The sequence below is a fragment of the Gordonia sp. DT101 genome (assembly GCF_049844895.1).
Lineage (GTDB): Bacteria > Actinomycetota > Actinomycetes > Mycobacteriales > Mycobacteriaceae > Gordonia.
In genome coordinates this window covers 168540-192169 of record NZ_JBNCLX010000001.1, presented here as the reverse complement: position 1 = coordinate 192169, position 23630 = coordinate 168540, and the positions used below count along the sequence as shown (strand labels likewise).

The following is a 23630-nucleotide window of genomic DNA, read 5'->3' as shown; positions in this document are numbered from 1 at the left end:
GCGATCAGGCTTCCGATGTCCATGGCGACCTCCTGTCCGCAGACTAGTCCGGGATGGGACGCCTCGGGGATGCTTCTAGAGGATCTCGACCTTCGTGCCCAGTCCGAGGACGATGGCGTCACGGTCGTCCGAACTGTTCACGAGTTCCACGAGGTGCTGATCGGTGCCCGTCGGGGTGGTGGTCCGGACCACGGCGCGGAGGCCGTCGACACTGATGCGGTCCCCGGGGGCGAGGTCTTCGACAAATCTGGTGCGAGTCATGCTCTCAAAATAAAGGCAAATGATGTGAAACGGCAGGGTACAAAGGCCCAGACGTGACACCAATCACCGATGTGAACACTGCCACCGACAGACGCCGAAGGGCGGCCGGGATGTCCCGGCCGCCCTTCGGTTGCCTGTTCGGTTCGAGATCCGCTCAGCAGTCGTAGTAGAGCGCGAACTCGTACGGGTGCGGACGGATCTGCACCGGCTCGATCTCGTTCTCACGCTTGAGCGCGATCCAGGTCTCGATGAGGTCCTCGGTGAACACGCCACCGGCGGTGAGGTATTCGTGATCCTCTTCGAGCTTGTCGATGACCGCCGACAGCGAGGTCGGGGCCTGCGGGATGCCCTTGGCCTCCTCCGGCGGGAGTTCGTAAAGGTCCTTGTCGACGGGCTCGTGCGGCTCGATCTTGTTCTTGATGCCGTCGAGTCCGGCCATCATCATCGCGGCGAACGCGAGGTACGGGTTGCCCGAGCTGTCCGGGCAACGGAACTCGAGGCGCTTGGCCTTCGGGTTGTTGCCGGTGATCGGGATACGCACGCAGGCGCTGCGGTTGCGCTGGCTGTAGACCAGGTTGATCGGTGCCTCGTAGCCCGGGACCAGACGCTTGTAGGAGTTCACCGTCGGGTTGGTGAACGCCAGCAGCGACGGCGCGTGGTGCAGGATGCCGCCGATGTAGTAGCGCGCCAGGTCCGACAGGCCCGCGTAGCCGGCCTCGTCGTGGAACAGTGGCTTGCCGTCCTTCCACAGCGACTGATGGGCGTGCATGCCCGAGCCGTTGTCGCCGAAGAGGGGCTTCGGCATGAAGGTGACAGTCTTGCCGTTCCCGTACGCGGTGTTCTTGATGATGTACTTGAACAGCAGTACGTCGTCGGCCGCGTGCAGGAGGGTGTTGTATTTGTAGTTGATCTCGGCCTGACCGCCGGTGCCCACCTCGTGGTGCCCGCGCTCGAGTTCGAACCCGGCGTTGGTGAGGTTGGTCGACATCTCGTCGCGCAGGTCGACGTAGTGGTCGTATGGCGCGACGGGGAAGTAGCCACCCTTCGGACGGACCTTGTAGCCGAGGTTCGGGCTGCCGTCCGGATCGGTGGGCGAACCGGTGTTCCACCAGCCCGACTCCGACTCGACCTCGTAGAAGGTGCCGTTCATCTGGGAGTCGAACGAGACCCCGTCGAAGATGTAGAACTCGGCCTCGGCGCCGAAGAAGCAGGTGTCGGCGATGCCGGTGGAGGCCAGGTAGTCCTCGGCCTTGCGGGCGACGTTGCGCGGGTCGCGGCTGTAGGCCTCGCGGGTGAACGGGTCATGGACGAAGAAGCTGATGTTCATCGTCTTCGCCTTGCGGAAGGGATCGATCCGTGCGGTGGCCGGGTCGGGCAGCAGCATCATGTCGGACTCGTCGATCGACTGGAAGCCGCGAACGGACGACCCGTCGAACGCCAGCCCGTCCTCGAACACGTCCTCGTTGAACGCGGAGGCCGGGATCGAGAAGTGCTGCATCACGCCGGGCAGATCGCAGAAACGGATGTCGACGTACTCGACGCCCTCTTTCTTGATGCCCTCGAGAAGTTCTTCTTTGCTGCTGTACACCGTGCGGTGACTCCTTAACTTGTTCGGGTGGCCAGATCACCTGGCCCGCCTCACCCGCCACCGAGTTGCAGCAGCGGATCTCTGCAGAACCGTATGGACGCGAAGTTGCCCGCGCGTCAAGGCCGTGTTTCTCCTGTGTTACACGCGGTCGATGCTCGGGCGACGCACTATCGTCCCGGATCGCAACGATGCCATGTCCGCCGACGGAGCACCATCGATACCCCGGAAACATCGGCCCGGGGTGGACGATGGTGGGCCGGTGAACTGCCACGACTACCATGGCGGTCATGGGTCAGGCGAGTAGAGGCAGCACGCAGCGCGGCGAGCCGGGGGTCCGATGATGGGCAGGGCAACCGGCTCCTGGCTGTCCGGCCCGCCAGTCGGGCCCAGCGGCGCCGACGTCGAGTATCGAGGCCAAGACCTCGGTCTCCCCGAATCCGGCCCGGGCGCGCTCGCGGGCGGCTGGCAGCGCACCGCAGCCCTCCTCGTCGACTGGTTGCTCGCCGGCGGGATCTCATTGCTCTTCGTGTCCTTCGGTTCGCCGACGCTGGGGACGACCGTGCTCGGCGTCTGGTTCGTCCTCGGGGTGGTCGCGGTCACCTTCTTCGGTTTCACCCCGGGCCAGTTCGCCCTCGGATTGCGGGTTGCCCGGGTCGACCTCGGTCCCGACCGCGGAGAGGCGGAAGCGACCGGCGAGGTCCCGTTCGCGGCCGTCGGCATCCTGCGGACCCTCGGCCGGCAGGTGCTCATCGTGTTCCTGGTCCCGGCGGTGATCAACGACTACAACGGCCGGGCCTTACACGATCGGGCCACCGGGACGGCGTTGGTCCGCACCCGCTGACGGGGCGCGGTGCCGGGCGTCCACGAGTGTCGGGGTGTTCCTGCTCAGTCGGTGTGCCCCTTGAGGATCTCGTCCTCGATGGTCCCGCCGAGGCCCTCGGCTTCCGGGTCGAATCCGTGCAGGCCACCACTCACCGCGTACTCCTCCTCGGGTGAGAGCACCAGTCGGTGCCGCCCGTACAGCCCGAAGATGAGCAGCCCGATCGCGTAGAACACCACGATCGCGATCACCGCGTCCCGGTAATCCGGGTTGATCAGGACGCCGATGAAGGTGATGGCCGCGATGACGAACGCGATCACCGCGCCGGTGATCCCTGTCGGGCTCTGGTAGGGGCGGCGGGCGTTCGGGAACTTCCGGCGCAGCAGTACGAACGAGACCATCTGCAGCATGTAGGCGAGCACGGCGCCCCACACCGCGATGTTCAGCACGATTGCGCCCGCGCCCGAGATCCAGTATTCGATGACCAGTAATGCGATGAAGCCGACGACGGCCCCTGCGATCAGGGCGATGTACGGAGCCTGGCGGGAACCGGTGAGCGAGAGCACCTTCGGGTAGTAGCCGGCCCGACTCAGCGAGTAGAGGTTGCGGCCGTAGGCGTACATGATGCCCTGCAGGCTCGCCAGCAATCCGATCAGCGCGAACGCTGACAACACCGACGCCCAGCCCGACGGCAGGAAGGCACGGAATCCGTCGAGCAATGGCTCCCCGGAGTCGCCCAGGGCGGCGGATCCGGTGACGGCCGGGTTGAGGAAGAACACGATGGCCGCGCACCCGACGAGGGTGACCATGCCCCAGAGGCCCGCACGGGGGATGTCGCGGGTCGGTTCGTGGGCCTCCTCGGCCGCCAGCGGGAGTTCTTCGATGCCCAGGAAGAACCACATGGCGAACGGCAGCGCGTAGAGGATGCCCATCGCGCCGAACGGCAGGAAGTCGCTCGAACCCGCCTTGGACCCGTCCGGATCGATGTCGAGGAGTTTGCCGAAATCGACGGCACCGTTGGCGAACGCCAGGATGGCGAAGAGCAGCAGGATGCCGATGGACACGACGGCCACCACGATCGCGAATTTGAACGACGCCTCGGCGCCCCAGGAGTTCAGCGCGATGAAGATCGCGTAGAGAATGATCCACCAGACCCATGCGGGCATGCTCAGGCCGAACAGGTCGTCGGTGATGGCATCGGCATAGGAAGCGGAGAAATAGACCACGACGCCGGTGGTGAACACATACTCGATGGTCTCGGCGAAGCCGGTGACGAAGCCGCCCCACGGGCCCATCGCCGCACGCGCGAATGAATACGCACCACCGGTGTGGGGCATGGCCGCCGACATCTCGCCGATCGAGAACAGCATGCCGAAGTACATGACGATGATGATCAGCGCGGCGATGCCCAGCCCGCCTGGCCGATGCCGTAGTTCCAGCCGGAGAAGTCGCCCGAGATCACCGCGGCGATCCCGATACCCCAGATGCCCCAGAAGCCGGCACTGCGTTTGAGTTGGCGCTTCTCGAAGTAGCCGTCCTCGGCGTGGGTGTAGGTGGCGCCCGCCGATCTCATCGCCGGGGTCGGGACATCTGCCATCGCGGTGCTCGCTCTCACTCAGACCGGATCATGTGCGGGGCGGGACGCCCGAGCAACTGATAAGGCAGAATATGACCTCAATGGTCGTCTCACCCACCTTTAAACGAAACAATCGGGTTAAATCAGGCGGTGACTGAGAGTTGGGCAATGGTCCAATGGTTGACTGTGGCAGACCGGCGCCGAGAGTCCGGTCACGAGCGCGCACAGAGGAGTACGGGATGACCGACGGCATGCTGGACCTGACCGATCTGCAGGAGCTCGTCGCGGCCGATGAGATCGATACCGTGATCGTGGCGTTCCCGGACATGCAGGGACGACTCACCGGTAAGCGGATCTCCGCGCGCCTGTTTCTCGACGATGTCGCCGCACACGGGTCGGAATGCTGTGACTATCTGCTGGCCGTCGACGTCGAGATGAACACCGTCGCCGGTTACGCCACGTCGAGCTGGGACACCGGGTACGGCGACATGGTGATGACCCCCGACCCCTCGACGTTGCGTCGGGTGCCGTGGCTCCCGGGAACGGCGCTGGTGCTGGCGGATCTGAACACGACCTCCGGTTCGCCGGTGACCGTGGCTCCACGCAACGTCCTCCGCCGACAGCTCGATCGGCTCGACGAGCGCGGACTGGTGCCTTTCGTCGGAACCGAGCTGGAGTTCATGGTGTTCGACAACACCTATCGGGAGGCGTGGGCGAAGCGCTATCACGAGCTGACGCCTGCGACCGACTACAACGTCGACTACGCCATGCTCGCATCGACCCGGATGGAGCCGCTGCTGCGTGACATTCGGCGGGGGATGAGCGGTGCCGGGATGTACTGCGAGGGCGTCAAGGGCGAATGCAATCTCGGTCAGCAGGAGATCGCGTTCCGCTACGGCCATGCGCTGGTCACCTGTGACAACCACACGATCTATCGCAACGGCGCCAAGGAGATCGCCGACCAGCATGGCCAGAGCCTCACCTTCATGGCCAAGTTCGACGAGCGCGAGGGCAACAGCTGTCACATCCACATCTCGCTGCGGGAGCCGGACGGCACCCCGGTCTTCGCCGACGCCGACGCCGCGAACGGAATGTCGCCGATGTTCGGGCACTTCATCGCGGGCATCATCGCCTCGCTGCGGGAGCTGACGCTGCTTTATGCCCCGAACATCAACTCCTACAAGCGCTTTGTCGACGGAAGTTTCGCCCCCACGGCGATCGCTTGGGGTCTCGACAACCGCACCTGCGCGCTGCGGGTGGTCGGGCACGGCCGGGGGATGCGGGTCGAATGCCGGGCGCCCGGCGGCGACGTCAACCAGTATCTGGCGGTCGCCGCCCTCATCGCGGGCGGTCTCGACGGCATCGACCGCGAGCTACCGCTGCCGGAGATCGCCACGGGTAACGCCTATCTGGGGTCGGCGCAGCGGCTGCCGACGTCGTTGGCCGAGGCCGCCGAGCTGTTCGCCGGCTCTGCCCTGGCTGTGCGTGCGTTCGGTGCGGACGTGGTCGAGCACTACCTCAACAACGCAAGGGTCGAGCTGGCGGCGTACGGTGCGGCCGTGACCGATTGGGAGAGGGTGCGTGGCTTTGAGCGACTGTGAGACCTCGGCTCGTGGAGTTGGGGCGGCCGGGCCGATCATCGGGATGACGACATACCTCGAACCGTCGCGGACCGGGGTCTGGGATGTGCAGGCGAGCTTCTTGCCCCGGGTCTATTTCGACGGGGTGACCCGGTGTGGTGGTATCGCCACGCTGTTGCCCCCGCAACCGGTGGACGAGGCGGTGGCTGATCGGGTCGTCGACGGCCTGGATGCGCTGGTGCTGACCGGGGGCAAGGACCTCGATCCGGGTTCCTATGGCCGGCAACCGCATCCGTCGACCGATGAACCCCGGGTGGACCGGGATGCCTGGGAGTTCGCCCTGCTCGATGCCGCACTGCGGGCCGGCGTGCCGGTGCTCGGCATCTGTCGCGGAGCGCAGGTGGTCAACGTGGCCTTCGGCGGGACATTGCATCAGCACCTGCCCGATGTCGTCGGGCATTCGCGGCACCAGGCAGGCAATGCGGTGTTCACCACGACCCGGATCTCGGTGACGCCGGGAACGCGCCTCGCATCCCTGATGGGCGAACAGACGTCGGCGGAGTGCTATCACCATCAGGCGATCGACCGTGTGGGTGAGGGTCTCGTCGTGTGCGCGCGCGACGACGAGGGGGTGATCGAGGCGGTGGAAGGCCCGGGGGAGCCGTTTGTCCTCGCCGTGCAGTGGCATCCGGAGGAGCGCCTCGACGATCTGCGTCTGTTCGCGGCGATCGTCGACGCGGGGCGTGTGTGGATGACACGACGATCGGAGGCGGATACATGACGGTGATGGAACTGGTGAACCCGGCGACCGCCGAGGTGTTCGCCGACGTCGAGATGCTCGACGCGGCAGCGGTCGACCGGGCGGTGACGGATGCCCGGCGAGCGCAGCGGTCCTGGGCCGAGGCGACGCCGGCCTCGCGCGGCATGGCCCTGCGTGAATTCGCAGCTCGTGTCGGCGCGCACCGCCGGGAGCTCGCCGATCTCGAGGTCGCCAACTCCGGTCATCCGCTCGGACAGGCGATGTGGGAGGCCGAACATGTGCGCGACGTCCTGACCTACTACTCGGCGGCACCAGAACGATCGGCCGGCAGCCAGATCCCGGTCTCGGGTGGGATCGACATCACGTTTGCCGAGCCCATCGGCGTGGTCGGTGTGATCACGCCGTGGAACTTTCCGATGACGATCGCCTCCTGGGGATTCGGGCCGGCGCTGGCGGCCGGGAACGCGGTGATCGTCAAACCGGCCGAGTGGACGCCGCTGACCTCGATCCGCCTCGCCGAAATCGCGGTCGAATCCGGTCTGCCCGAAGGCCTGCTGCAGGTGCTGCCCGGGCGCGGTGATGTGGTCGGAGAGGCCATCATCGGCCATCCGGGCATCGGCAAGGTCGTCTTCACCGGGTCCACGCGTACCGGCAGGCGAGTGATGGAACAGGCTGCGCAGTCGGTCAAACCGGTCACCCTGGAACTCGGCGGCAAGAGCGCCAACATCGTGTTCGCCGACTCCGATCTGGCTCGCGCCGCGGCGACCGCGCCGTACGGGGTCTTCGACAACGCCGGCCAGGACTGCTGTGCGCGGAGTCGAATCATGGTGCAGCGCAGTGTCTACGACGAGTTCATGGAGCGGCTCGAGCCGGCCGTTTCCGCGGTGCGGGTGGGAGATCCACGCGACGACGGCACCGAGATGGGCCCCCTCGTGTCGCGGCCGCATTGGGAGAAGGTCGCGTCCTACGTGCCGGACGGCGCGCCGGTCGCTTTCCGTGGCAGCGCCCCCGACGGGCCCGGGTTCTGGTTCCCGCCGACGGTGCTGACGCCGCAACCGGACGATCGCAGTGTGCGCGAGGAGATCTTCGGTCCGGTGGTCACGGTCCAGGCGTTCGATGACGAGGCCCAGGCCGTCGCGATGGCGAACGATTCGCCGTACGGACTGTCCGGGTCGATCTGGACCGAGAACCTGTCGCGGGCGATGCGGGTCTCACGGGCGGTGGCCGCCGGGAATCTGTCCGTGAATTCGCATTCGGCGGTGCGGTATTCGACGCCGTTCGGCGGCTACAAGCAGTCGGGGATCGGACGGGAACTCGGGCCCGATGCGCCGTCGGCCTTCACTGAGACCAAGAACGTCTTCATCGCGGTCGACCCCGACCCGCAGGCAGAAGGGACATCATGAGCAGCACAGTCGATCTGACCCAGCGTCTGTCCGGCAAGGTCGCCGTGGTCACCGGCGGAGCCGGTGGGATCGGCCTGGCCTCGGCCCGCCGGATGCGGGCGGAGGGGGCGAAGATCGTCATCGGAGATCTGGACCGCGACGCCGGCCTACGGGCGGCGGACGAGGTCGACGGTCTGTTCGTCGACGTCGACGTCGCCGATCAGGGACAGGTGGACGCGCTGTTCGACACGGCGGCACAGCGTTACGGCTCGGTCGACATCGCCTTCAACAACGCGGGGATCTCACCACCCGAAGACGATCTCATCGAGACGACCGAAATCGATGCCTGGGATCGGGTCCAGCGGGTGAACCTGACGTCGGTCTACTTCTCCTGCCGCGCGGCACTGCGCCACATGGGTCCGGCCGGCCGGGGATCGATCATCAACACCGCATCGTTCGTCGCCGTGATGGGGTCGGCCACCTCACAGATCTCCTACACCGCCTCCAAGGGTGGCGTGCTGGCGATGTCGCGCGAACTCGGTGTGCAGTACGCCCGGCAGGGCATCAGGGTCAATGCGCTGTGCCCCGGTCCGGTGAACACCCCGCTGCTCAAGGAACTGTTCGCGAAGGATCCCGAACGCGCGGCGCGACGTTTGATCCACGTCCCGGTCGGGCGGTTCGCCGAACCCGAGGAACTCGCCGCCGCGGTCGCGTTCCTCGCCAGCGACGACGCGTCGTTCATCACGGCGTCGTCGTTCCTGGTCGATGGCGGAATCAGCTCGGCGTATGTGACACCCCTATAGGTTTGCGATGACGACTGTAGGTATGCGATGACGATTCCGGCCCGTTCTGAACAACTCGCGGATACGCTCCTGGCACCGGTGCGCCCGGCCAACGCCTTCGAAGAGACTGTCGGGCGGTTGTTACAGCTGATCCGGCTCGGGGTGTTCGAGCCGGGGGAGTCGATCCCGCCGGAGCGAGAGCTGGCCGTGCGTCTGGGGGTCAGTCGGGACACCGTCCGAGAGGCGATCAAGGCGCTGGCCGACGCCGGATTCCTGGTGTCCAAGCGGGGGCGATACGGCGGCACATTCCTCACTGACGTGTTGCCTGCGCCCGGGGTGGCCGATCACACCGTCGGTCCGGCGGGGGACGACGACGAGCCGATCACCGGCGCCGAACTCGACGATGTACTCCGGCTCCGCGAGATCCTCGAGGAGGGAGCCGCCCGGGTGGCCGCCGGCCGCACCTTCTCGGCCACCGAACGCGAGGCGTTGTGGACCCGCCTGACCGACATCCGGGACACCACCGGCGACGACTACCGCCGACTCGACTCCCGACTGCACCTCGCGATCGCGGAGGCGGCGGGTGCGCCGTCGCTGGTGAGCCTGGTCGCCGACAACCGGATGCGGATCAATCGGCTACTCGATCGCATCCCGCAACTCGAACCGAACATCGCGCATTCCGACGAGCAACACGAGGCGATCGTGATCGCCATCCTGACGGGTAATCCGGACGGTGCGGCAGAAGCGATGCGCGCTCACATCGAGGGCACGGCGACCCTTCTGCACGGGTTTCTGGACTGACCGCCGGCACCCCGTGCGGGTCGGGCTCTCAGCCGCGACGTCGGGCCGTGCGTTGCATCCCGCGGACCTTGGCGTTGCCGGGGACCGGTCCCTTCGGCATGCCCGGGCCCTGCTGGTTGCGACCGCCCAGCGCGGCGAGACGACCCTCGAGGGCATCGATCCGCTTGCCATCGATGTTCCGCGGGAGTTTGTTGATGTGCTTCTCCAGCTTGCTCAACGGGACCAGACCGTCGTCGTTGCCCACCACGATCTCGTAGATCGGTGTGTCGCCGACCACTCGGGCGACCTTCTTCTTCTCCTGCGCGAGCAGGGTTTTGACGCGAGTCGGTGAACCTTCGCCGACGAGGATCACACCGGGTTTTCCGATCACCCGATGGACCGCGTCGAGGTGGGCGTTGCCCGAGACCGCCTGCTTGACCCGCCATTGACCACGCATGTTGCCCAGCGCCCAGCCGGCAGCACCCGCCTGGCCCTCGGCCTTGGTGTAGACGGTGCGCTGTACGCGCCGCCCGAACAGGATGAACGCGGCGAGCAGGCCGAGCACGATGCCCAGCGGAAGCAGTAGCCAGACCGAACCGAAGACGAGGCCGAGGACGACGAAGACCGCGACGATCAGGACGAACAGCCCGACCATGTACGGGATCAGCCGTTTGTCTTCCTTGCGCTGCATCTGGAAGGCCTGCCACAGCTGCTTGTAGCGTTCCCGTGACGCCTGCCTGCGGGCCTTCTTCGCTTCGGCCTTCGCCTCTTTGTCTTGCGCCTTTGCCATGCTGACCAGTTTACGTCGCAGGTTTCGGAGGTCGGACCCGGCGGTCGATCTCTATCGTGCGAGTCGTTCCAGCAGGCTCGTGGCCTCCTGGCTGGCCGAGCCGCCGTCAGCCAGGTGCGCCATCGCCGGGGCGAGCTCTCGACCGTGACGAGCCATGGCCTGGGCGTACAGACGTCCGGCGCGGTACGACGAGCGCACCAGCGGTCCTGCCATGACGCCCGCGAACCCGATCTCCGTCGCGAACTCGGAGTGGTCGACGAACTCTTCGGGCTTGACCCACCGCTCGACGGGGTGGTGACGCGGCGAGGGCCGCAGGTACTGGGTGATGGTGAGGATGTCGCAGCCGGCCTCGTGCAGATCGACGATGGCGCTCTGCACTTCTTCGGGTGTCTCACCCATGCCGAGGATCAGGTTCGACTTGGTCACCAGACCGAAGTCACGGGCCTGGGTGATCACGTCGAGCGATCGCTCGTAGCGGAACGCCGGCCGGATGCGCTTGAATATCCGCGGAACCGTTTCCAGGTTGTGGGCCAGCACCTCGGGACGGGCCTCGAAGACCTCGGCCAACAGATCCGGTTTGGCGTGGAAATCAGGGATGAGATTTTCCACACCGGTACCCGGATTGAGCCGGTGGATGGCGCGGACGGTCTCGGCGTAGAGCCAGGCGCCCTCATCGGGCAGGTCGTCGCGGGCGACACCAGTGATGGTGGAGTAGCGCAAGCCCATCGCCTGCACACTCTCGGCGACCCGGCGCGGCTCGTCGCGGTCCAGTTCGGCCGGCTTGCCGGTGTCGATCTGGCAGAAATCGCAACGGCGCGTGCACTGTTCGCCGCCGATCAAGAATGTGGCCTCGCGATCCTCCCAGCATTCGTAGATGTTGGGGCAGCCCGCTTCCTCGCACACCGTGTGCAGGCCCTCGCGCTTCACGAGGCCTTTGAGTTCGGTGTACTCGGGTCCCATCGTCGCGCGCGTCTTGATCCATTTCGGCTTGCGCTCGATGGGGGTCTGCGCGTTCCGTACCTCGAGGCGCAGCAATTTGCGGCCGTTGGGAGCGGGGTCTGAGGGGGTGATGGGAGACGCGGTCACTGCACAGATCCTACGCTTGCGGTCGTTGGCGCACCGAGTGCGCGGTGGTCGTCGTCGAGTGCCGACTCCACGGCCGCGGCGACCGGTGCGAGTGTGTCGCCGACGGCGATCGGCCGCTGGAGCTCGCGGCTCAGCGACGTCACGCCGGCATCGGCGATGCCGCACGGCACGATCGCCTCGAATGCCGACATGTCCGGGTCGATGTTCAGGGCGAAGCCGTGCAGCGCGACGCCGCGCGCCACCCGGATCCCGATCTGACCGAGTTTGCGTTCTCCGCTCTGGTCGGTCACCCAGACACCCGACCGGCCCTCGACCCGCCTCGTGGCCACGCCGAGGTCGGCGCACACCGTGATCAGCGCTTCCTCGAGTCGTCGGACGTACTCGACCACGTCCAACGGTTCGGCGAGACGGACGATCGGATACCCCACCAGCTGTCCCGGCCCGTGCCAGGTGATGCGCCCACCGCGGTCCACGTCGATCACCAGTGAGCCGTCGGTGGGCCGGTCGGAGTCCTCGGTGCGTTTGCCCGCGGTGTACGTGGACGGATGTTCGAGCAGCAACAGGACGTCGTGGTCGAGCGTGCCGTCAGCGCGTTCGGCAGCGAGCCGGTGCTGCAGGTCGTAGGCCGCCGGGTAGTCGAGCGTGCCCAGACGGCGCACCTCGATCGGCGCGGCGGAGCTGCGGATGGATCGGTCACGCACGGGTGTACCCCAATGCGTCGTCGATCTGTGGATAGGTGAACGAGAAGCCGTTGTCGGTCAGCACACCGGGTACAACGCGCTGACTGAACAGTATCATTTCCTCGGCCATCTCGCCGCCGACCCGTTTGGCCGCGAACGCCGGCACCTTGAGCATCGCCGGCCGATGCATCGCGCGGCCGAGAGCGGACGCGAACTCGGCAAACGGCACGGCTCCGGGCGCGGACAGATTGACCGGCCCGCTGATCGTCGACTCCAGCAGGAACGCGATGGCGCGGACCTCGTCCGGCAGGGTGATCCAGGAGAAGTACTGTTCGCCGTCACCGATGGCCCCGCCCAGGCCGAGCCAGAAGACCGGCTGCAGGCGGGACAACAACCCGCCCCTGCGCGACAGCACCGGCGCGGTGCGCAACAACACCACGCGGGTGTCGTCGCCGGCGTTCGCGGTCGCCGCGTGCTCCCAGTCGGTGACCAGACCGGCGAGGAATCCTTCTCCGGCCGCAGCGGATTCGTCGGCCGCCCGGTCGCCGGTGTCGCCGTAGAAACCGCTCGCCGAGGCGCTGATGAAGGTCGGCACACCGGCCCCGGAGACCGCGTCGGCGAGCACCTCGGTCGGGGTGATGCGGGAATCCCGGAGTTCCTGTTTGAAACGCCCGGTCCAGCGGTGGTCGCCGACGCCGACCCCGCCGAGGCCGATCACCGCGTCCACACCCCGCAGACTCTCCTCTGGGACCCCGAAGGTCTCGGGGTCCCAGGAGAACTCGTCATCGGAGAGGGCCTCGCGGCGAACCAGCCGGACCACGGTGTGGCCGGCGTTGCGTAACGCGGAGACCACCGCGGAGCCGATCAACCCCTGCGAGCCGGCAACGGCTACCCGCATCGCGTCCTAGAGGCCGAGATCGGCGGCGAACGCGGCCTGCTCGAGGCGCTTCTTCACAGTGGTGAGGAACCGGCCCGCGTCGGCGCCGTCGATCAGGCGGTGATCGTAGGTGAGCGGCAGGTACGACATCGAACGCACCGCGATCGACTCCGAACCGTCGTCACCGGAGATGACCACCGGGCGCTTCACGATGGCGCCCGTCCCGAGCATCGCCGCCTGCGGCGGCACCAGGATCGGAGTGTCGAACAGCGCACCCTGGCTGCCGATGTTGGTGATGGTGAACGTACCGCCGGCCAGCTCGTCGGGCTTGAGCTTGTTGGTCCGGGCACGGCCCGCGATGTCGGTGATCGCGCGGGCGAGCCCCGCGATCGACAGGTCGTCGGCGTTGTGGATCACCGGCGACAGCAGGCCCTGCTCGGTGTCGACCGCGATGCCGAGATGCACCTTGTCGTAGTAGGTGATCTCTTTCTTGTCCTCGTCGATCGACGCGTTGACATTCGGGTGTGCCTTGAGTGCCTCGACGACGGCCTTCGCGATGAACGGCAGGAAGGTGAGGTTTACGCCCTCGGATGCCTTGAACGATTCCTTCGCCTGCTTACGCAGCGTCACGATCTTGGTCATGTCGACCTCGAAGACCTGGGTGAGCTGTGCGCTGGTCTGCAGCGATTCCCGGGTCTTCTTGGCCGTGATCTGCCGGATCCGGTTGATCTTCTGAGTGGTCCCACGCAGCGCCGCCAGCTCGGGATTGACCTCCGGCGCCGCCGACGCGGCGGGTGCCTGCGGGGTGGCCGGAGCCGACGCGGGAGCTGCGGCCGTCTCGGCGGGAGCCTTCGCGGCATCGGCCGCGGCCAGCACGTCCTGCTTGCGGATGCGGCCACCGACGCCGGTGCCCTTGATGCTGTTCAGGTCGATGTCGTTCTCCGCGGCCAGCTTTCGGACCAGCGGCGTCACGTACGGGGTCGACTCGACGGTCTTCGGCTCGGGCGCCGCCGGCTTCTCGGACTTCTCGGACTTCGCGGCCGGTGCGGGCTCGGGTGCGGATGCGGGCTTCTCGGGTTCTGGTGCGGGCTCCGGCTCGGGCGCCTTCTCGGCCGCCGGTTCCGGGGCAGGCTTCTGGCTCGGCGCGGCCGATGCGTCCCCGATCACGGCGAGCTTGCCACCGACCTCGATGACGTCGTCCTCCTCCGCGACGATCTCGAGCAATGTGCCGGCGACCGGCGACGGGATCTCGGTGTCGACCTTGTCCGTCGACACCTCGAGGAGCGGCTCGTCGGCGGCGACCTCGTCACCGACGGACTTGAGCCAGTTGGTGACTGTTCCCTCGGTGACCGACTCGCCGAGTTCGGGCATCACCACATCGGTGCCCTCGGCGGATCCACCGCCCGACGTCGACTCCGCAGAAGGCTTCTCGGCGGGCGCCTCGGTGTCGGTGGACGGCGCTTCGGACGGCGTGGCCTCAGCTTCCGGCTCGGCGGGTTCGTCGCCACCGCTCGAGTCGGCGGCGTCGTCGCCACCGGCCGCCTCGCCGGCCTCACCGATGAGCGCGAGTTCGCCGCCGACCTCGACGACGTCGTCTTCCTGGGCGACGATCTTCGTCAGCACTCCCGAAGTGGGGGCGGGGATCTCGGTGTCGACTTTGTCGGTGGACACCTCGAGCAATGCCTCGTCGGCCTCGACGGTGTCGCCCTCCTCCTTCAGCCACCGGGTGACTGTCCCTTCGGTGACGCTTTCACCCAGGGCGGGCATCTGGACGGAGAAGGCCATCGTTGTTGACTCCTGAACTCGACGTGTGGTCACTAGGTCTGCGCGCCGCGGTGTGTGCGCCGTCGGTGCACGGGGACGGGCTGTGGCGGGTGAGCCGTCCGTCCCTGAGCTACCCTACCCGGCACGCGTCACACGGACCGGGTGTGCCCGGACATTTGCCGCGCGTCACGCGCCGGCCCGCTCAGCGGCGTTCAGGAGTTCTGTTGTGGCCTCCCACAACCTCGCCTCGCGGGCCGGATCGGTCGCGAAGGGTTTCACGTCGCATTCGGCGTCGACGACCACGAACGCGCCGTCCTTCAGGTGCGCCCAGCGGTCATCGAGGACGATCGACGCGAGTGCGGGACCGGATTTCGTGGGCGATGAAACCCCCGGGATCCGTTCGATCGCGCGGCCGATCTGCTGCGTGCGCGGTCCGTGCTGCCGCGACAAACCGGTGCCGGGCATGAATCCCGGCTCGAACACCATCACCGAGATCCCGGGCCGCACACGCCGCTGCAGTTCGTGTGCGTAGTAGAGGATCGCGAGTTTGGAGTCGGAGTAGGCGACGCCACCTGCCTCGAGGGACGCCGACGTCCCGGGCGTGGCGGCGCGGGCGAGCTCGGCCGGATCACGCCATGCTGCGGCCGGGACGTGGAGAACTCGGCGGAAGATGTTCTGGTGGTATGTGTTCGATCCCAGCAAAACGATGCGCGCAGGTGGTGCGAAGGTCTCGAGGAGGTCGCCGATCAGTTGTGCATGCGCGAGGTGATTCACGGCGAAGGTCATCTCGAACCCGTCGGCGGAGGCGACGCGGGTGTCGACCACCGATATCCCGGCATTGGCCACCAGGGCGTGCAGCGGGTGTACTGCGCCGTCGTCGATCAGCTGCCGGGCCGTCCTCGCTGCATCCCGCACGTCGGCCAGGCGTGCGAGGTCGGCACCGATCTCATGGACGTTCGTCCCGGTCGCGCGGGCGGCATCGGCGATCTCGCCGAGTGCCCGACCAGGTCTCCCGACCAGCAGCAGATCCGGGCGGCCGGCCGCCGGGCGGTTCGCGATCGCCATCGTGGTGGCTCGTCCGAGACCGCCGGTCGGGCCGGTGATCAACACGGTGCCCGGTGTTGTCGTGGTCATTGTCGTCTCCGTTCGTCGTGGGTGAGTCCCGAGATCGAGACTCACCCACGCGGTGGCGGACAGGCAGTCGTCGACTTTTCGTAGGACTGCCAGGGCCAGGACAACGACCGTCTCGGATGTGCACACTCGAAGGGTGCAATCGTGGGAGTTCGGCCGGATGGTCCGTCAATGGCGCGACCGGCTCGAGCCGTCGGCCGTGGGCGTCCCGGTGGCCGGCCGCCGACGTGCTGCCGGGCTGCGGCGAGAGGAACTCGCCTGGCTGGCCGGTATCTCCGTGGACTACCTCACGCGACTCGAGCAAGGTCGATCGACATCACCCTCGGTGCAGGTCGTGGAGAGTCTCGCCCGTTCGCTGCGCCTCGGCGATGCCGAACGGGATCTCCTGTTCCGCCTGGCCGGGCATGCCACGCCGGGTCGGGACGTGGTGTCGGCGCGCATCACGCCGAGTGTGCAACGACTGCTCGACCGGCTGGCCAACACCCCCGTCGCCGTCTACGACGCGACCTGGACACTCATCGTCGCCAATGCGCCGTATGACGCATTGATGGGTGCCACGACGGACTTGCGGGGGATCGAACGCAACAGTGTCTGGCGCAACCTCGTCGGGCCGGGAACACGAGCGGTCCACTCGCCCGACGAGCAGGCGGAATTCGAGGCCGGCCTGATCGGCGATCTGCGTCTGACCGCCGCTCGCTATCCGGCCGATCACCGGTTGCGCGACCTCGTCGCCGAGCTGTCGGTGCTGAGTCCGCGTTTCGTCGACCTCTGGGAATCGGGCGAGGTCGGGCGGCACGCGGATCCAGGGAGGCGAAAGACGATCGATCACCCGGACGTCGGCTTGATCACCCTCGACTGCGACACCATGATCGTCGCCGCCGACGACATTCGGATCATGATCTACACCGCGGAGCCCGGCACGGAGGACGCCGAACGGCTCGCGCTCGCGATCGTCCTCGGCACCCAGCGCATGGTCGACGGTCCGCAACCCTGATCGATTCGCGTGTCCGCGGTGCGCTCAGCCGTGGTCGGCGATGTCCTCGAGCACCCGGGCGATGGTGCGGACCGGCACGCCGGTCCCGCCCTTGGTCGTGTAGCCCCAGGGGCCGGACGTGTTGAACGCCGGACCCGCGATGTCGATGTGGGCCCACCCGACGGACTCGGCGACGAACTCCTTGAGGAACAGTCCGGCCGACAACATGCCGCCGTTCCGGTGGTTCGTCACGTTCGCCAGGTCGGCCACCCGCGACTTGAGGTCACCGCGCAACTCGGTGGGCAGTGGCATGGCCCAACCGTTCTCGCCGACCTCGCGCGACAAGGCCGCGACGCGATCGCGGAAGTCGTCGGTGCCCATCACACCCGGGGTGCGCGCCCCCAGGGCCACCATCTGCGCCCCGGTCAGCGTGGCGGTGTCGATGAGGTAGTCCGGTTCGTCCTCGCAGGCCCGCACGATCGCATCGGCCAGGATGAGCCGGCCTTCGGCGTCGGTGTTGAGGACCTCGACGGTGGTGCCGCCGTACTGGGTGAGCACGTCGCCCGGTCGCTGCGCGGTCGCCGACGGCATGTTCTCCGCCATCGGCACGGTGGCCGTCACCGAGACGTCGAGCTCGAGTCGCGCGGCGAGGATGGTGGCCGCGATGACCGCGGCCGCGCCGCCCATGTCCGAGGTCATGTGGTCCATGTTCGCTGCCGGCTTGATCGAGATGCCGCCGGTGTCGAAGGTGATGCCCTTGCCGACGAGCGCCACCTTCTTGGCGTCCTTCTTGCCGGTGTGCACCAGACGCACCAGCCGCGGCAGACGCGACGAGCCCTTGCCGACGCCGATGATGCCGCCGTATCCGGCCTTCTCCAGCGCGGTGTCGTCGAGCACCTCGACCTTGAGGCCTACAGCGCTGCCCAGCACACGGGCGCGTTCGGCGAACTCCTCGGGATAGAGGTGACTCGGTGGGGTGTTCACGAAGTCACGGGCGATGGCCACCGAATCGGCCACCGCGGCCGCGTGGGCCAGTTCGGCCTTGGCCGTCCGGCTCTTGTCCTCGACGAGCAGCGTGATCGTGGTCGGGAGCGACTTCTTGGGGCGGGTCTTCTCCGACCGGAAGATGTCGAATCGGTACGCGCCCAGGAAGAATCCCTCGGCGGCCGCGGCCAGGTTCACCGCCGACAGGGTGGTGGCCGCCTGCGCGTGGCCGTCGAGTTCACGCGCCGCGATCCCGGCGGCCTGCCGGACCTGTTCCGGATCGTCGAGGTTGTCGGCGGTGCCGAGTCCGACGGCGACGATGACGTCGACGTCCAGGCCCTCGGGGGCCGGGAGCCGGGTGATCTCGCCGTGCGAGCCGGTCGCGCCGAGGCGGCGGGCGGCCGCGCCGACGAACTCGGCCTGCGCATCATCGAAGATCCCGTCGCCGATCACGAGGGTGGGGTCGGCGTCGGTACCGGTGCCCTCCTTCTCACTGTTCTCGGGTTTGATCAGGCCGATCACCAGGGCCTCGTCGGCCTTGCCGAGGGTGGTCGCCAACTCCAGTTCCGGGCCGCGCACGCGGTCAGTCGTCTCGTTCTTGCTCACGGCACAACTGTGCCACAGGGCCTGCCGACGCGGCGGAGGGCGACGGGGCGTGCGGCATCGCGGTCATGTGGCTCCGGTCCCAGTACGGTAGGTGTCCATGAGTGAACTCCTTGCGGGCCCGATCGCCGACCGCCATGGTGCTCTCGGCGCCACCTTCGCCGCCTTCGGTGGCTGGGACATGCCGGTCTCCTATGCCGGAACCGTTGCCGAGCACACCGCCGTCCGCGAGAGCGTCGGCATCTTCGACGTGAGTCATCTCGGCAAGGCCGTCGTCGCGGGGCCGGGGGCGGCGGACCTGGTGAATCGCACCCTGACCAACGATCTCGCCAAGATCGCACCGGGCAAGGCGCAATACACGTTGTGTTGCAACGAATCCGGCGGTGTGATCGACGACCTCATCACCTATCTGGTGAGTGACGACGAGGTGTTCCTGATACCGAACGCGGCGAACACCGCGAGCGTGGTCGAACGACTGGCGGCAGCCGCACCTGACGGCGTCACCGTGACGGATCGCCATCGCGAGTACGCCGTGCTGGCCGTGCAGGGACCGAAGGCTCCCGATGCCCTCGCGCGCGTAGGGCTGCCCACCGAGATGGAGTACATGGCCTTCACCGACGCAGAGCTGACCACCGAGGTCGGAACGCTGCCGGTGCGCGTGTGCCGGACGGGGTACACCGGGGAGCGCGGATACGAGCTGCTGCCGCGATGGGACGACGCCGGGCCGGTGTTCGATGCGCTGTTGTCGGCGGTCACCGACCTCGGCGGTCAGCCGGCGGGTCTGGGCGCCCGGGACACCCTCCGGACCGAGATGGGATATGCGCTGCACGGGCACGAACTGAGCCCCGACATCACGCCCGTGCAGGCCCGGTCGGGCTGGGCGGTCGGTTGGAAGAAGCCCGAGTTCTTCGGCCGGGAGTCTCTCATCGCCGAGAAGGCCGCCGGCCCGGCCCGACGGCTGCACGGACTGAAGGCGACCGGGCGCGGCGTACCGCGGGCGGAGTGCGCGGTGCTGTCGGGGCCGGGTGGCGCGCAGATCGGCACGTGCACGTCGGGGACCTTCTCGCCGACGCTCAAGCAGGGCATCGCGCTCGCGCTGCTGGCCACCGATGCCGGGATCGCCGTCGGGGACGAGGTGGTGGTGGACGTCCGCGGGCGGGATCTGGTGTGCGAGGTCGTCGCACCGCCGTTCGTCACGCCGCACGTCTGACCTCGGGGTCGACCCCGGCCGCCGCCCCGCGGACCGCGACCGTGTCCCGACGGTGACGGCGGGCGACAACTCGTTTGCGGTGCGGCGGTACGATTGGCCAATGACCTTGCAGTTCACGCGTACCGAGCATCCCCACCCGGTGTCGGAGAATCGTCGGTCGGAGATCCTCTCCGCCCCCGGTTTCGGCAAATTCTTCACCGACAACATGGTGATGGTCGACTACGACGTGGATGGCGGGTGGCACAACGCGCAGGTGCGCCCCTACGCGCCGATCGCGCTCGATCCGTCGGCGATGGTGCTGCATTACGGCCAGGAGGTCTTCGAGGGGCTCAAGGCCTACCGTCAGCCCGACGGCTCGATCGCCGCATTCCGTCCGGAGGCCAACGGCGTGCGGATGCAGCGTTCCGCCGAGCGTCTGGCGATGCCACCGCTGCCCGTCGAGGACTTCATCGCGTCGCTGCGGGTGCTGCTCGACGCCGACAACGAGTGGGTGCCCGCCGCCGGCGGCGAGGAAGCCCTCTATCTGCGTCCGTTCATGTTCGCGTCGCAGGCCGGCCTCGGCGTCAACGCGCCGTCCAACCAGTACATCTACTCGGTCATCGCGTCTCCGGCCGGGGCGTACTTCTCGGGCGGCATCAAGCCGGTCAGCGTCTGGCTCTCCACCGAGTACGTCCGCGCCGCACCGGGCGGTACCGGATTCGCCAAATGCGGTGGCAACTACGCGGCCGCCTTCCTCGCACAGGCACAGGCCACCCAGCACGGCTGCGATCAGGTCGTCTGGCTCGACGCCGTCGAACGCCGCTACATCGAGGAGATGGGCGGCATGAATCTGTTCTTCGTGTTCGGGTCCGGCGCGGATGCGCGGCTCGTGACCCCGGAGCTGAGCGGTTCGTTGCTGCCCGGCATCACTCGGGAGTCCTTGCTGCAGTTGGCAACCGACGCCGGCTTCGCCGTCGAGGAACGACGTATCACGACCGAGGAACTGCGTAAGGGAGTTGCTACGGGCGACATCACCGAGGTCTTCGCCTGCGGGACCGCGGCCGTCATCACCCCGGTCGGCCGGGTCAAGGGCGACACCGAGGACTACATGATCGGCGATGGTTCGGCGGGCGAGGTGACCCAGGCGTTGCGCGACACGCTGACCGGGATTCAGCGTGGCACCTTCGCCGACACGCACGGCTGGATGACCGAGCTGTACCGACGCTGACAAGCCCCTCGTGGTCCGAGGGCCACGAGGGGCTTGTCATGGTTCGGTCGCTCAGGATGTCGGGGTACCGGCCGGCCGGGCATAGGTGTCCGGCCGCTCACCGTTCGGCGGTTGATCCGCGACGAAGTCCTTGCTGCGGATCAGGAGCAACGCGCACACGGCGCCGACGAGTGCCACCGATCCGCTGACGACGAACAGCAGGTTCATCGCGTCGGCGAAGCCGGTGTGGACGGCGCCGACCACCTCCCCGCGCAGTCCGGCGGGAAGCGACTGTAGGACCGGACCCAAGGCGCCGTTGTGCGCAGCATCGGCGAGATCATCTGCCCGACTGCCGAGCTCACCGTTCCCGGACAGGCTCCCGCTGATCGACGACGACATCCGCGCGGAGAACAACGAACCATAGACCGCGATCCCGACGGCGATCCCGACCTGACGGAACGTGTTGTTGATCCCCGACGCCATCCCGGACCGGTGCACCTCGACGACGCCGACAGCGGTCGAGGCCAGTGGTGGATTGACCAGGCCGCTGCCGATGCCGGCGACGAGCAGGCCGGGGATGAGATGCGTCCAGGCGGTGTCACCGTCGAGGCCGGTCATCAGCAGTAGGCCCAGGCCCACCCCGAACAACCCCGGTCCGATGAGCCACCGTGCCGGTACGTGCGAGGACACACGTCCCGCGATGGTGGCGACGACCATGGTGGCGCCGGACATCAGCAACAACCGCACACCGGTCTGCAATGCCGAGTAGCCCAGACTGTCCTGGAGATAGATCACCAGATAGAGCAGCACCGCGAACAGTGAGCCGTTCATCGTGAAGGCGGCGATGGACCCGCCCAGGAAGGTCGGGATTCGCAGCAGCGACAGGTCGAGCATCGGTTCGGCGACGCGTAGTTCGATGACGACGAACGCGATGAGCGCGACCGCTGCGACAACGAACGACACGATGACGCCGGTGTCCGACCACGAGCTCTCGCCGGCCTCGGTGAGCCCGAAGACCAGTGCGAACAGGCCGCCGGTGAAACTGATCATGCCCGCCCAGTCGATGCGTCGCGCATGTGGTGAGCGTGATTCGTCGACGCGGGTCAACGCGACCCACAACGCAAGGATGCCGATCGGCAGATTGACGAGAAAGATTCCGCGCCAGCTGATCCCAGTGGTGATGAGGCCGCCGAGAATGGGACCGAGTGCGGTCGAGATGCCGGTGACCGCCCCCCACGCACCGAACGCGACGCCGCGCTCGCGGCCGTGGAACGTCGAGGCCAGCAACGCCAGCGACGTCGCGAAGAGCATGGCGCCACCGACGCCCTGGACGGCGCGGGAGACGACGAGCATCATCGGGTCCGCGGCGACACCGCACAACAGCGAACCGAGGGTGAAGACGACCAGGCCGACGACGAAGACGAGTTTGCGGCCGAAGCGATCGGCAAGGGATCCAGACGTCAACAACAACGCCGCGAGTGCGAGCGCGTAGGCGTCGGTGACCCACTGCAACTGGCTGAAGCTGGCGCCCAGTGCATGCTGGATATCCGGCAGGGCGACCACGACGATCGTGACGTCGAGTAACAACATGAACGTCGCCGCACAGACCACCACAAGGGTCCACCATCTGCGTGCCATGAAAACCTCCTGAAGACTCTGGCCGAGCGCGATGGATCTCGGACCTCGACAAGTGTCGTCGCAATCGCCTTCGAGACTGCCACCAGTCGGTCGAAACGTAGAATTCTTCTCATGCCGGCCCCTGATCCTCGTGATTCCTCCACCATCGATGCACTCGATGCGCAGATCACTCGGGCGATTCAGCTCTCGCCGCGGGCATCGTTCGGCCAGATGGCCGATGTGCTCGGGGTGGCCGAGCAGACGGTGGCCCGCAGGTATCGGCGCCTTCGTCGGGACGGTCTGATGCGCGTGACCGTCGCGATCGAGCCACGATCGATCGGCGTCACGGTGTGGATGGTTCGGGTCCGCTGTCGGCCGGAGAACGCCGGCCCCATCGCCGATGCCCTCGGCAGGCGTGACGACGTGTCGTGGGTCTCGATCCTCTCGGCCGGATGGGAGGTCGCGTTCAACCTGAGGTCGGCCACCGAATCCGAGACCGACGAGCTGCTCACCAGGCTGCTGCCGAGGGCGGCGCCGGTACTGGACGTGTCGGCCGCGGCGGTCATGCACACGTTCGTCGGAGGTGCGCCGACCGACTGGGAGGGCTGGCGAGATGTGCTGAGCCGGGATCAGGCAGATGCCTTGGTGTCCACCAGGATCCCCGCGACCACCGACCGTGGCCCGGTGGAGTTGTCGCCCGGTGACCGCGCACTGGTCGAGCGTCTCTCACACGACGGTCGGTCGCCGTATTCGTCCCTGGCGCGGACCCTCGGCAGCACTCCGGGGCAGGTCACCAGGCGTATCCAGACGCTGGTGTCGTCGGGGGTGATCTATTTCGACGTCGACCTGGCCCCGGCGGCTACCGGCCGGTTTCTCTCGGCGTTACTGTGGTTGACCGTCGCGCCCGGTCGGCTGCGTGCCGTCGGCGATGCCCTGGCCGAACATCCCGACGTCCCGTTCGCGGCGGCGGTCACCGGCGCCTCGAACATGATCGCCTCGGTCGCCGCGGTCGACGTTCCCGGCCTCTACGATTTCGTCGTCACCGTTCTCGCCGATCTCGACGGTGTGACCGGATACGAGCTGGCTCCCATGACGCGGCGGATCAAACACGCCGGATCGTTGGTCTCGGGGGACCGGTTGGCGCCACCGCCGGTCGCGTCCCGCTGACTTGTCGGGTGCGACAGGTCGATCCCGGTGGCC

Annotated in this window: 22 protein-coding genes; 10 read left to right on the top strand and 12 right to left on the bottom strand. The window is 67.5% G+C overall.

What is annotated here, in order from left to right; all coding sequences use genetic code 11:
* Window positions 1-75 precede the first annotated feature (75 nt).
* Together ACLQ3I_RS00880 and glnA are read right to left on the bottom strand one after the other, a co-directional pair.
* Complete coding sequence (locus ACLQ3I_RS00880; protein WP_267629316.1) at window positions 76-261, bottom strand: hypothetical protein; 186 nt, start codon at window positions 259-261, stop codon at window positions 76-78.
* Window positions 262-415: 154 nt separating this feature from the next.
* Complete coding sequence (gene glnA, locus ACLQ3I_RS00875; protein ID WP_425791799.1) at window positions 416-1849, bottom strand: type I glutamate--ammonia ligase; 1434 nt, start codon at window positions 1847-1849, stop codon at window positions 416-418.
* 340 nt (window positions 1850-2189) lie between these two features.
* Here glnA and ACLQ3I_RS00870 point away from each other — a divergent pair, with 340 nt between their 5' ends.
* Window positions 2190-2690 carry an RDD family protein gene (locus ACLQ3I_RS00870; RefSeq protein WP_425791801.1) on the top strand — a complete coding sequence of 167 codons (501 nt, stop codon included), beginning with the start codon at window positions 2190-2192 and terminating at the stop codon, window positions 2688-2690.
* A 44-nt stretch (window positions 2691-2734) separates the two neighbouring features.
* On the opposite strand, the gene ACLQ3I_RS00865 is transcribed toward ACLQ3I_RS00870, so the two are convergent.
* Both ACLQ3I_RS00865 and ACLQ3I_RS00860 read right to left on the bottom strand, forming a co-directional pair.
* Window positions 2735-4051, bottom strand: a complete 1317-nt coding sequence (locus tag ACLQ3I_RS00865; protein WP_425799870.1) for an amino acid permease — start codon at window positions 4049-4051, stop codon at window positions 2735-2737.
* A gap of 11 nt (window positions 4052-4062) precedes the next feature.
* Window positions 4063-4266 (bottom strand): hypothetical protein, encoded by a 204-nt coding sequence (locus tag ACLQ3I_RS00860; protein ID WP_425799869.1) that lies wholly within the window; start codon window positions 4264-4266, stop codon window positions 4063-4065.
* Window positions 4267-4484: 218 nt separating this feature from the next.
* Between ACLQ3I_RS00860 and ACLQ3I_RS00855 the strand changes: the two genes are divergently transcribed.
* The 5 genes from ACLQ3I_RS00855 to ACLQ3I_RS00835 are packed head-to-tail and all read left to right on the top strand — an operon-like array spanning window position 4485 to window position 9550.
* Window positions 4485-5846: a glutamine synthetase family protein gene (locus ACLQ3I_RS00855; protein ID WP_425791805.1), complete on the top strand. Its 1362-nt coding sequence runs from the start codon at window positions 4485-4487 to the stop codon at window positions 5844-5846.
* 43 nt (window positions 5847-5889) lie between these two features.
* Window positions 5890-6606 (top strand): gamma-glutamyl-gamma-aminobutyrate hydrolase family protein, encoded by a 717-nt coding sequence (locus ACLQ3I_RS00850; RefSeq protein WP_425792104.1) that lies wholly within the window; start codon window positions 5890-5892, stop codon window positions 6604-6606.
* Window positions 6603-7988, top strand: a complete 1386-nt coding sequence (locus ACLQ3I_RS00845; protein ID WP_425799868.1) for an aldehyde dehydrogenase family protein — start codon at window positions 6603-6605, stop codon at window positions 7986-7988. The genes ACLQ3I_RS00850 and ACLQ3I_RS00845 overlap by 4 nt, the downstream gene beginning before the upstream one ends.
* Window positions 7985-8770, top strand: a complete 786-nt coding sequence (locus ACLQ3I_RS00840) for a 3-oxoacyl-ACP reductase (RefSeq protein WP_425799867.1) — start codon at window positions 7985-7987, stop codon at window positions 8768-8770. The genes ACLQ3I_RS00845 and ACLQ3I_RS00840 overlap by 4 nt, the downstream gene beginning before the upstream one ends.
* A 27-nt stretch (window positions 8771-8797) precedes the next feature.
* Window positions 8798-9550: a FadR/GntR family transcriptional regulator gene (locus ACLQ3I_RS00835; protein WP_425799866.1), complete on the top strand. Its 753-nt coding sequence runs from the start codon at window positions 8798-8800 to the stop codon at window positions 9548-9550.
* A gap of 28 nt (window positions 9551-9578) precedes the next feature.
* Here the strand turns inward: ACLQ3I_RS00835 and ACLQ3I_RS00830 are convergent, their stop codons facing one another.
* The 6 genes from ACLQ3I_RS00830 to ACLQ3I_RS00805 form a co-directional block, all read right to left on the bottom strand.
* Complete coding sequence (locus ACLQ3I_RS00830) at window positions 9579-10319, bottom strand: DUF4191 domain-containing protein (protein WP_425791810.1); 741 nt, start codon at window positions 10317-10319, stop codon at window positions 9579-9581.
* A gap of 51 nt (window positions 10320-10370) precedes the next feature.
* The gene (gene lipA / locus ACLQ3I_RS00825; RefSeq protein ID WP_425791812.1) at window positions 10371-11405 is read right to left on the bottom strand and encodes a lipoyl synthase; all 1035 of its coding nucleotides are present in this window, start codon (window positions 11403-11405) and stop codon (window positions 10371-10373) included.
* A complete protein-coding gene (lipB, locus tag ACLQ3I_RS00820) occupies window positions 11402-12106 on the bottom strand; it encodes a lipoyl(octanoyl) transferase LipB (RefSeq protein WP_425799865.1) in 705 nt (234 codons plus the stop codon). Before lipB ends, lipA begins: the two co-directional genes overlap by 4 nt.
* Window positions 12099-12983 carry a TIGR01777 family oxidoreductase gene (locus tag ACLQ3I_RS00815; protein ID WP_425799864.1) on the bottom strand — a complete coding sequence of 295 codons (885 nt, stop codon included), beginning with the start codon at window positions 12981-12983 and terminating at the stop codon, window positions 12099-12101. The genes lipB and ACLQ3I_RS00815 overlap by 8 nt, the downstream gene beginning before the upstream one ends.
* Before the next feature lie 6 nt (window positions 12984-12989).
* Entirely contained in the window at window positions 12990-14747 is a 1758-nt protein-coding gene (gene sucB / locus ACLQ3I_RS00810; protein WP_425799863.1) for a 2-oxoglutarate dehydrogenase, E2 component, dihydrolipoamide succinyltransferase, read from the bottom strand.
* 165 nt (window positions 14748-14912) lie between these two features.
* Window positions 14913-15860: an SDR family NAD(P)-dependent oxidoreductase gene (locus ACLQ3I_RS00805; RefSeq protein WP_425799862.1), complete on the bottom strand. Its 948-nt coding sequence runs from the start codon at window positions 15858-15860 to the stop codon at window positions 14913-14915.
* A gap of 133 nt (window positions 15861-15993) precedes the next feature.
* Between ACLQ3I_RS00805 and ACLQ3I_RS00800 the strand changes: the two genes are divergently transcribed.
* Window positions 15994-16851: a helix-turn-helix transcriptional regulator gene (locus ACLQ3I_RS00800; protein WP_425799861.1), complete on the top strand. Its 858-nt coding sequence runs from the start codon at window positions 15994-15996 to the stop codon at window positions 16849-16851.
* Window positions 16852-16875: 24 nt separating this feature from the next.
* Here the strand turns inward: ACLQ3I_RS00800 and ACLQ3I_RS00795 are convergent, their stop codons facing one another.
* Window positions 16876-18420, bottom strand: coding sequence for a leucyl aminopeptidase (locus ACLQ3I_RS00795; protein ID WP_425799860.1), 1545 nt, complete (start codon window positions 18418-18420; stop codon window positions 16876-16878).
* A 97-nt stretch (window positions 18421-18517) separates the two neighbouring features.
* Here ACLQ3I_RS00795 and gcvT point away from each other — a divergent pair, with 97 nt between their 5' ends.
* Together gcvT and ACLQ3I_RS00785 are read left to right on the top strand one after the other, a co-directional pair.
* On the top strand, window positions 18518-19627 hold the full coding sequence (gene gcvT / locus ACLQ3I_RS00790) for a glycine cleavage system aminomethyltransferase GcvT (protein WP_425799859.1): 1110 nt from the start codon (window positions 18518-18520) through the stop codon (window positions 19625-19627).
* Window positions 19628-19727: 100 nt separating this feature from the next.
* Window positions 19728-20834 (top strand): branched-chain amino acid aminotransferase, encoded by a 1107-nt coding sequence (locus ACLQ3I_RS00785; RefSeq protein ID WP_425799858.1) that lies wholly within the window; start codon window positions 19728-19730, stop codon window positions 20832-20834.
* A 51-nt stretch (window positions 20835-20885) separates the two neighbouring features.
* On the opposite strand, the gene ACLQ3I_RS00780 is transcribed toward ACLQ3I_RS00785, so the two are convergent.
* Window positions 20886-22451, bottom strand: a complete 1566-nt coding sequence (locus ACLQ3I_RS00780) for an MFS transporter (RefSeq protein ID WP_425799857.1) — start codon at window positions 22449-22451, stop codon at window positions 20886-20888.
* A gap of 111 nt (window positions 22452-22562) precedes the next feature.
* Between ACLQ3I_RS00780 and ACLQ3I_RS00775 the strand changes: the two genes are divergently transcribed.
* Entirely contained in the window at window positions 22563-23597 is a 1035-nt protein-coding gene (locus ACLQ3I_RS00775) for an Lrp/AsnC family transcriptional regulator (protein WP_425799856.1), read from the top strand.
* Window positions 23598-23630: the final 33 nt, after the last annotated feature.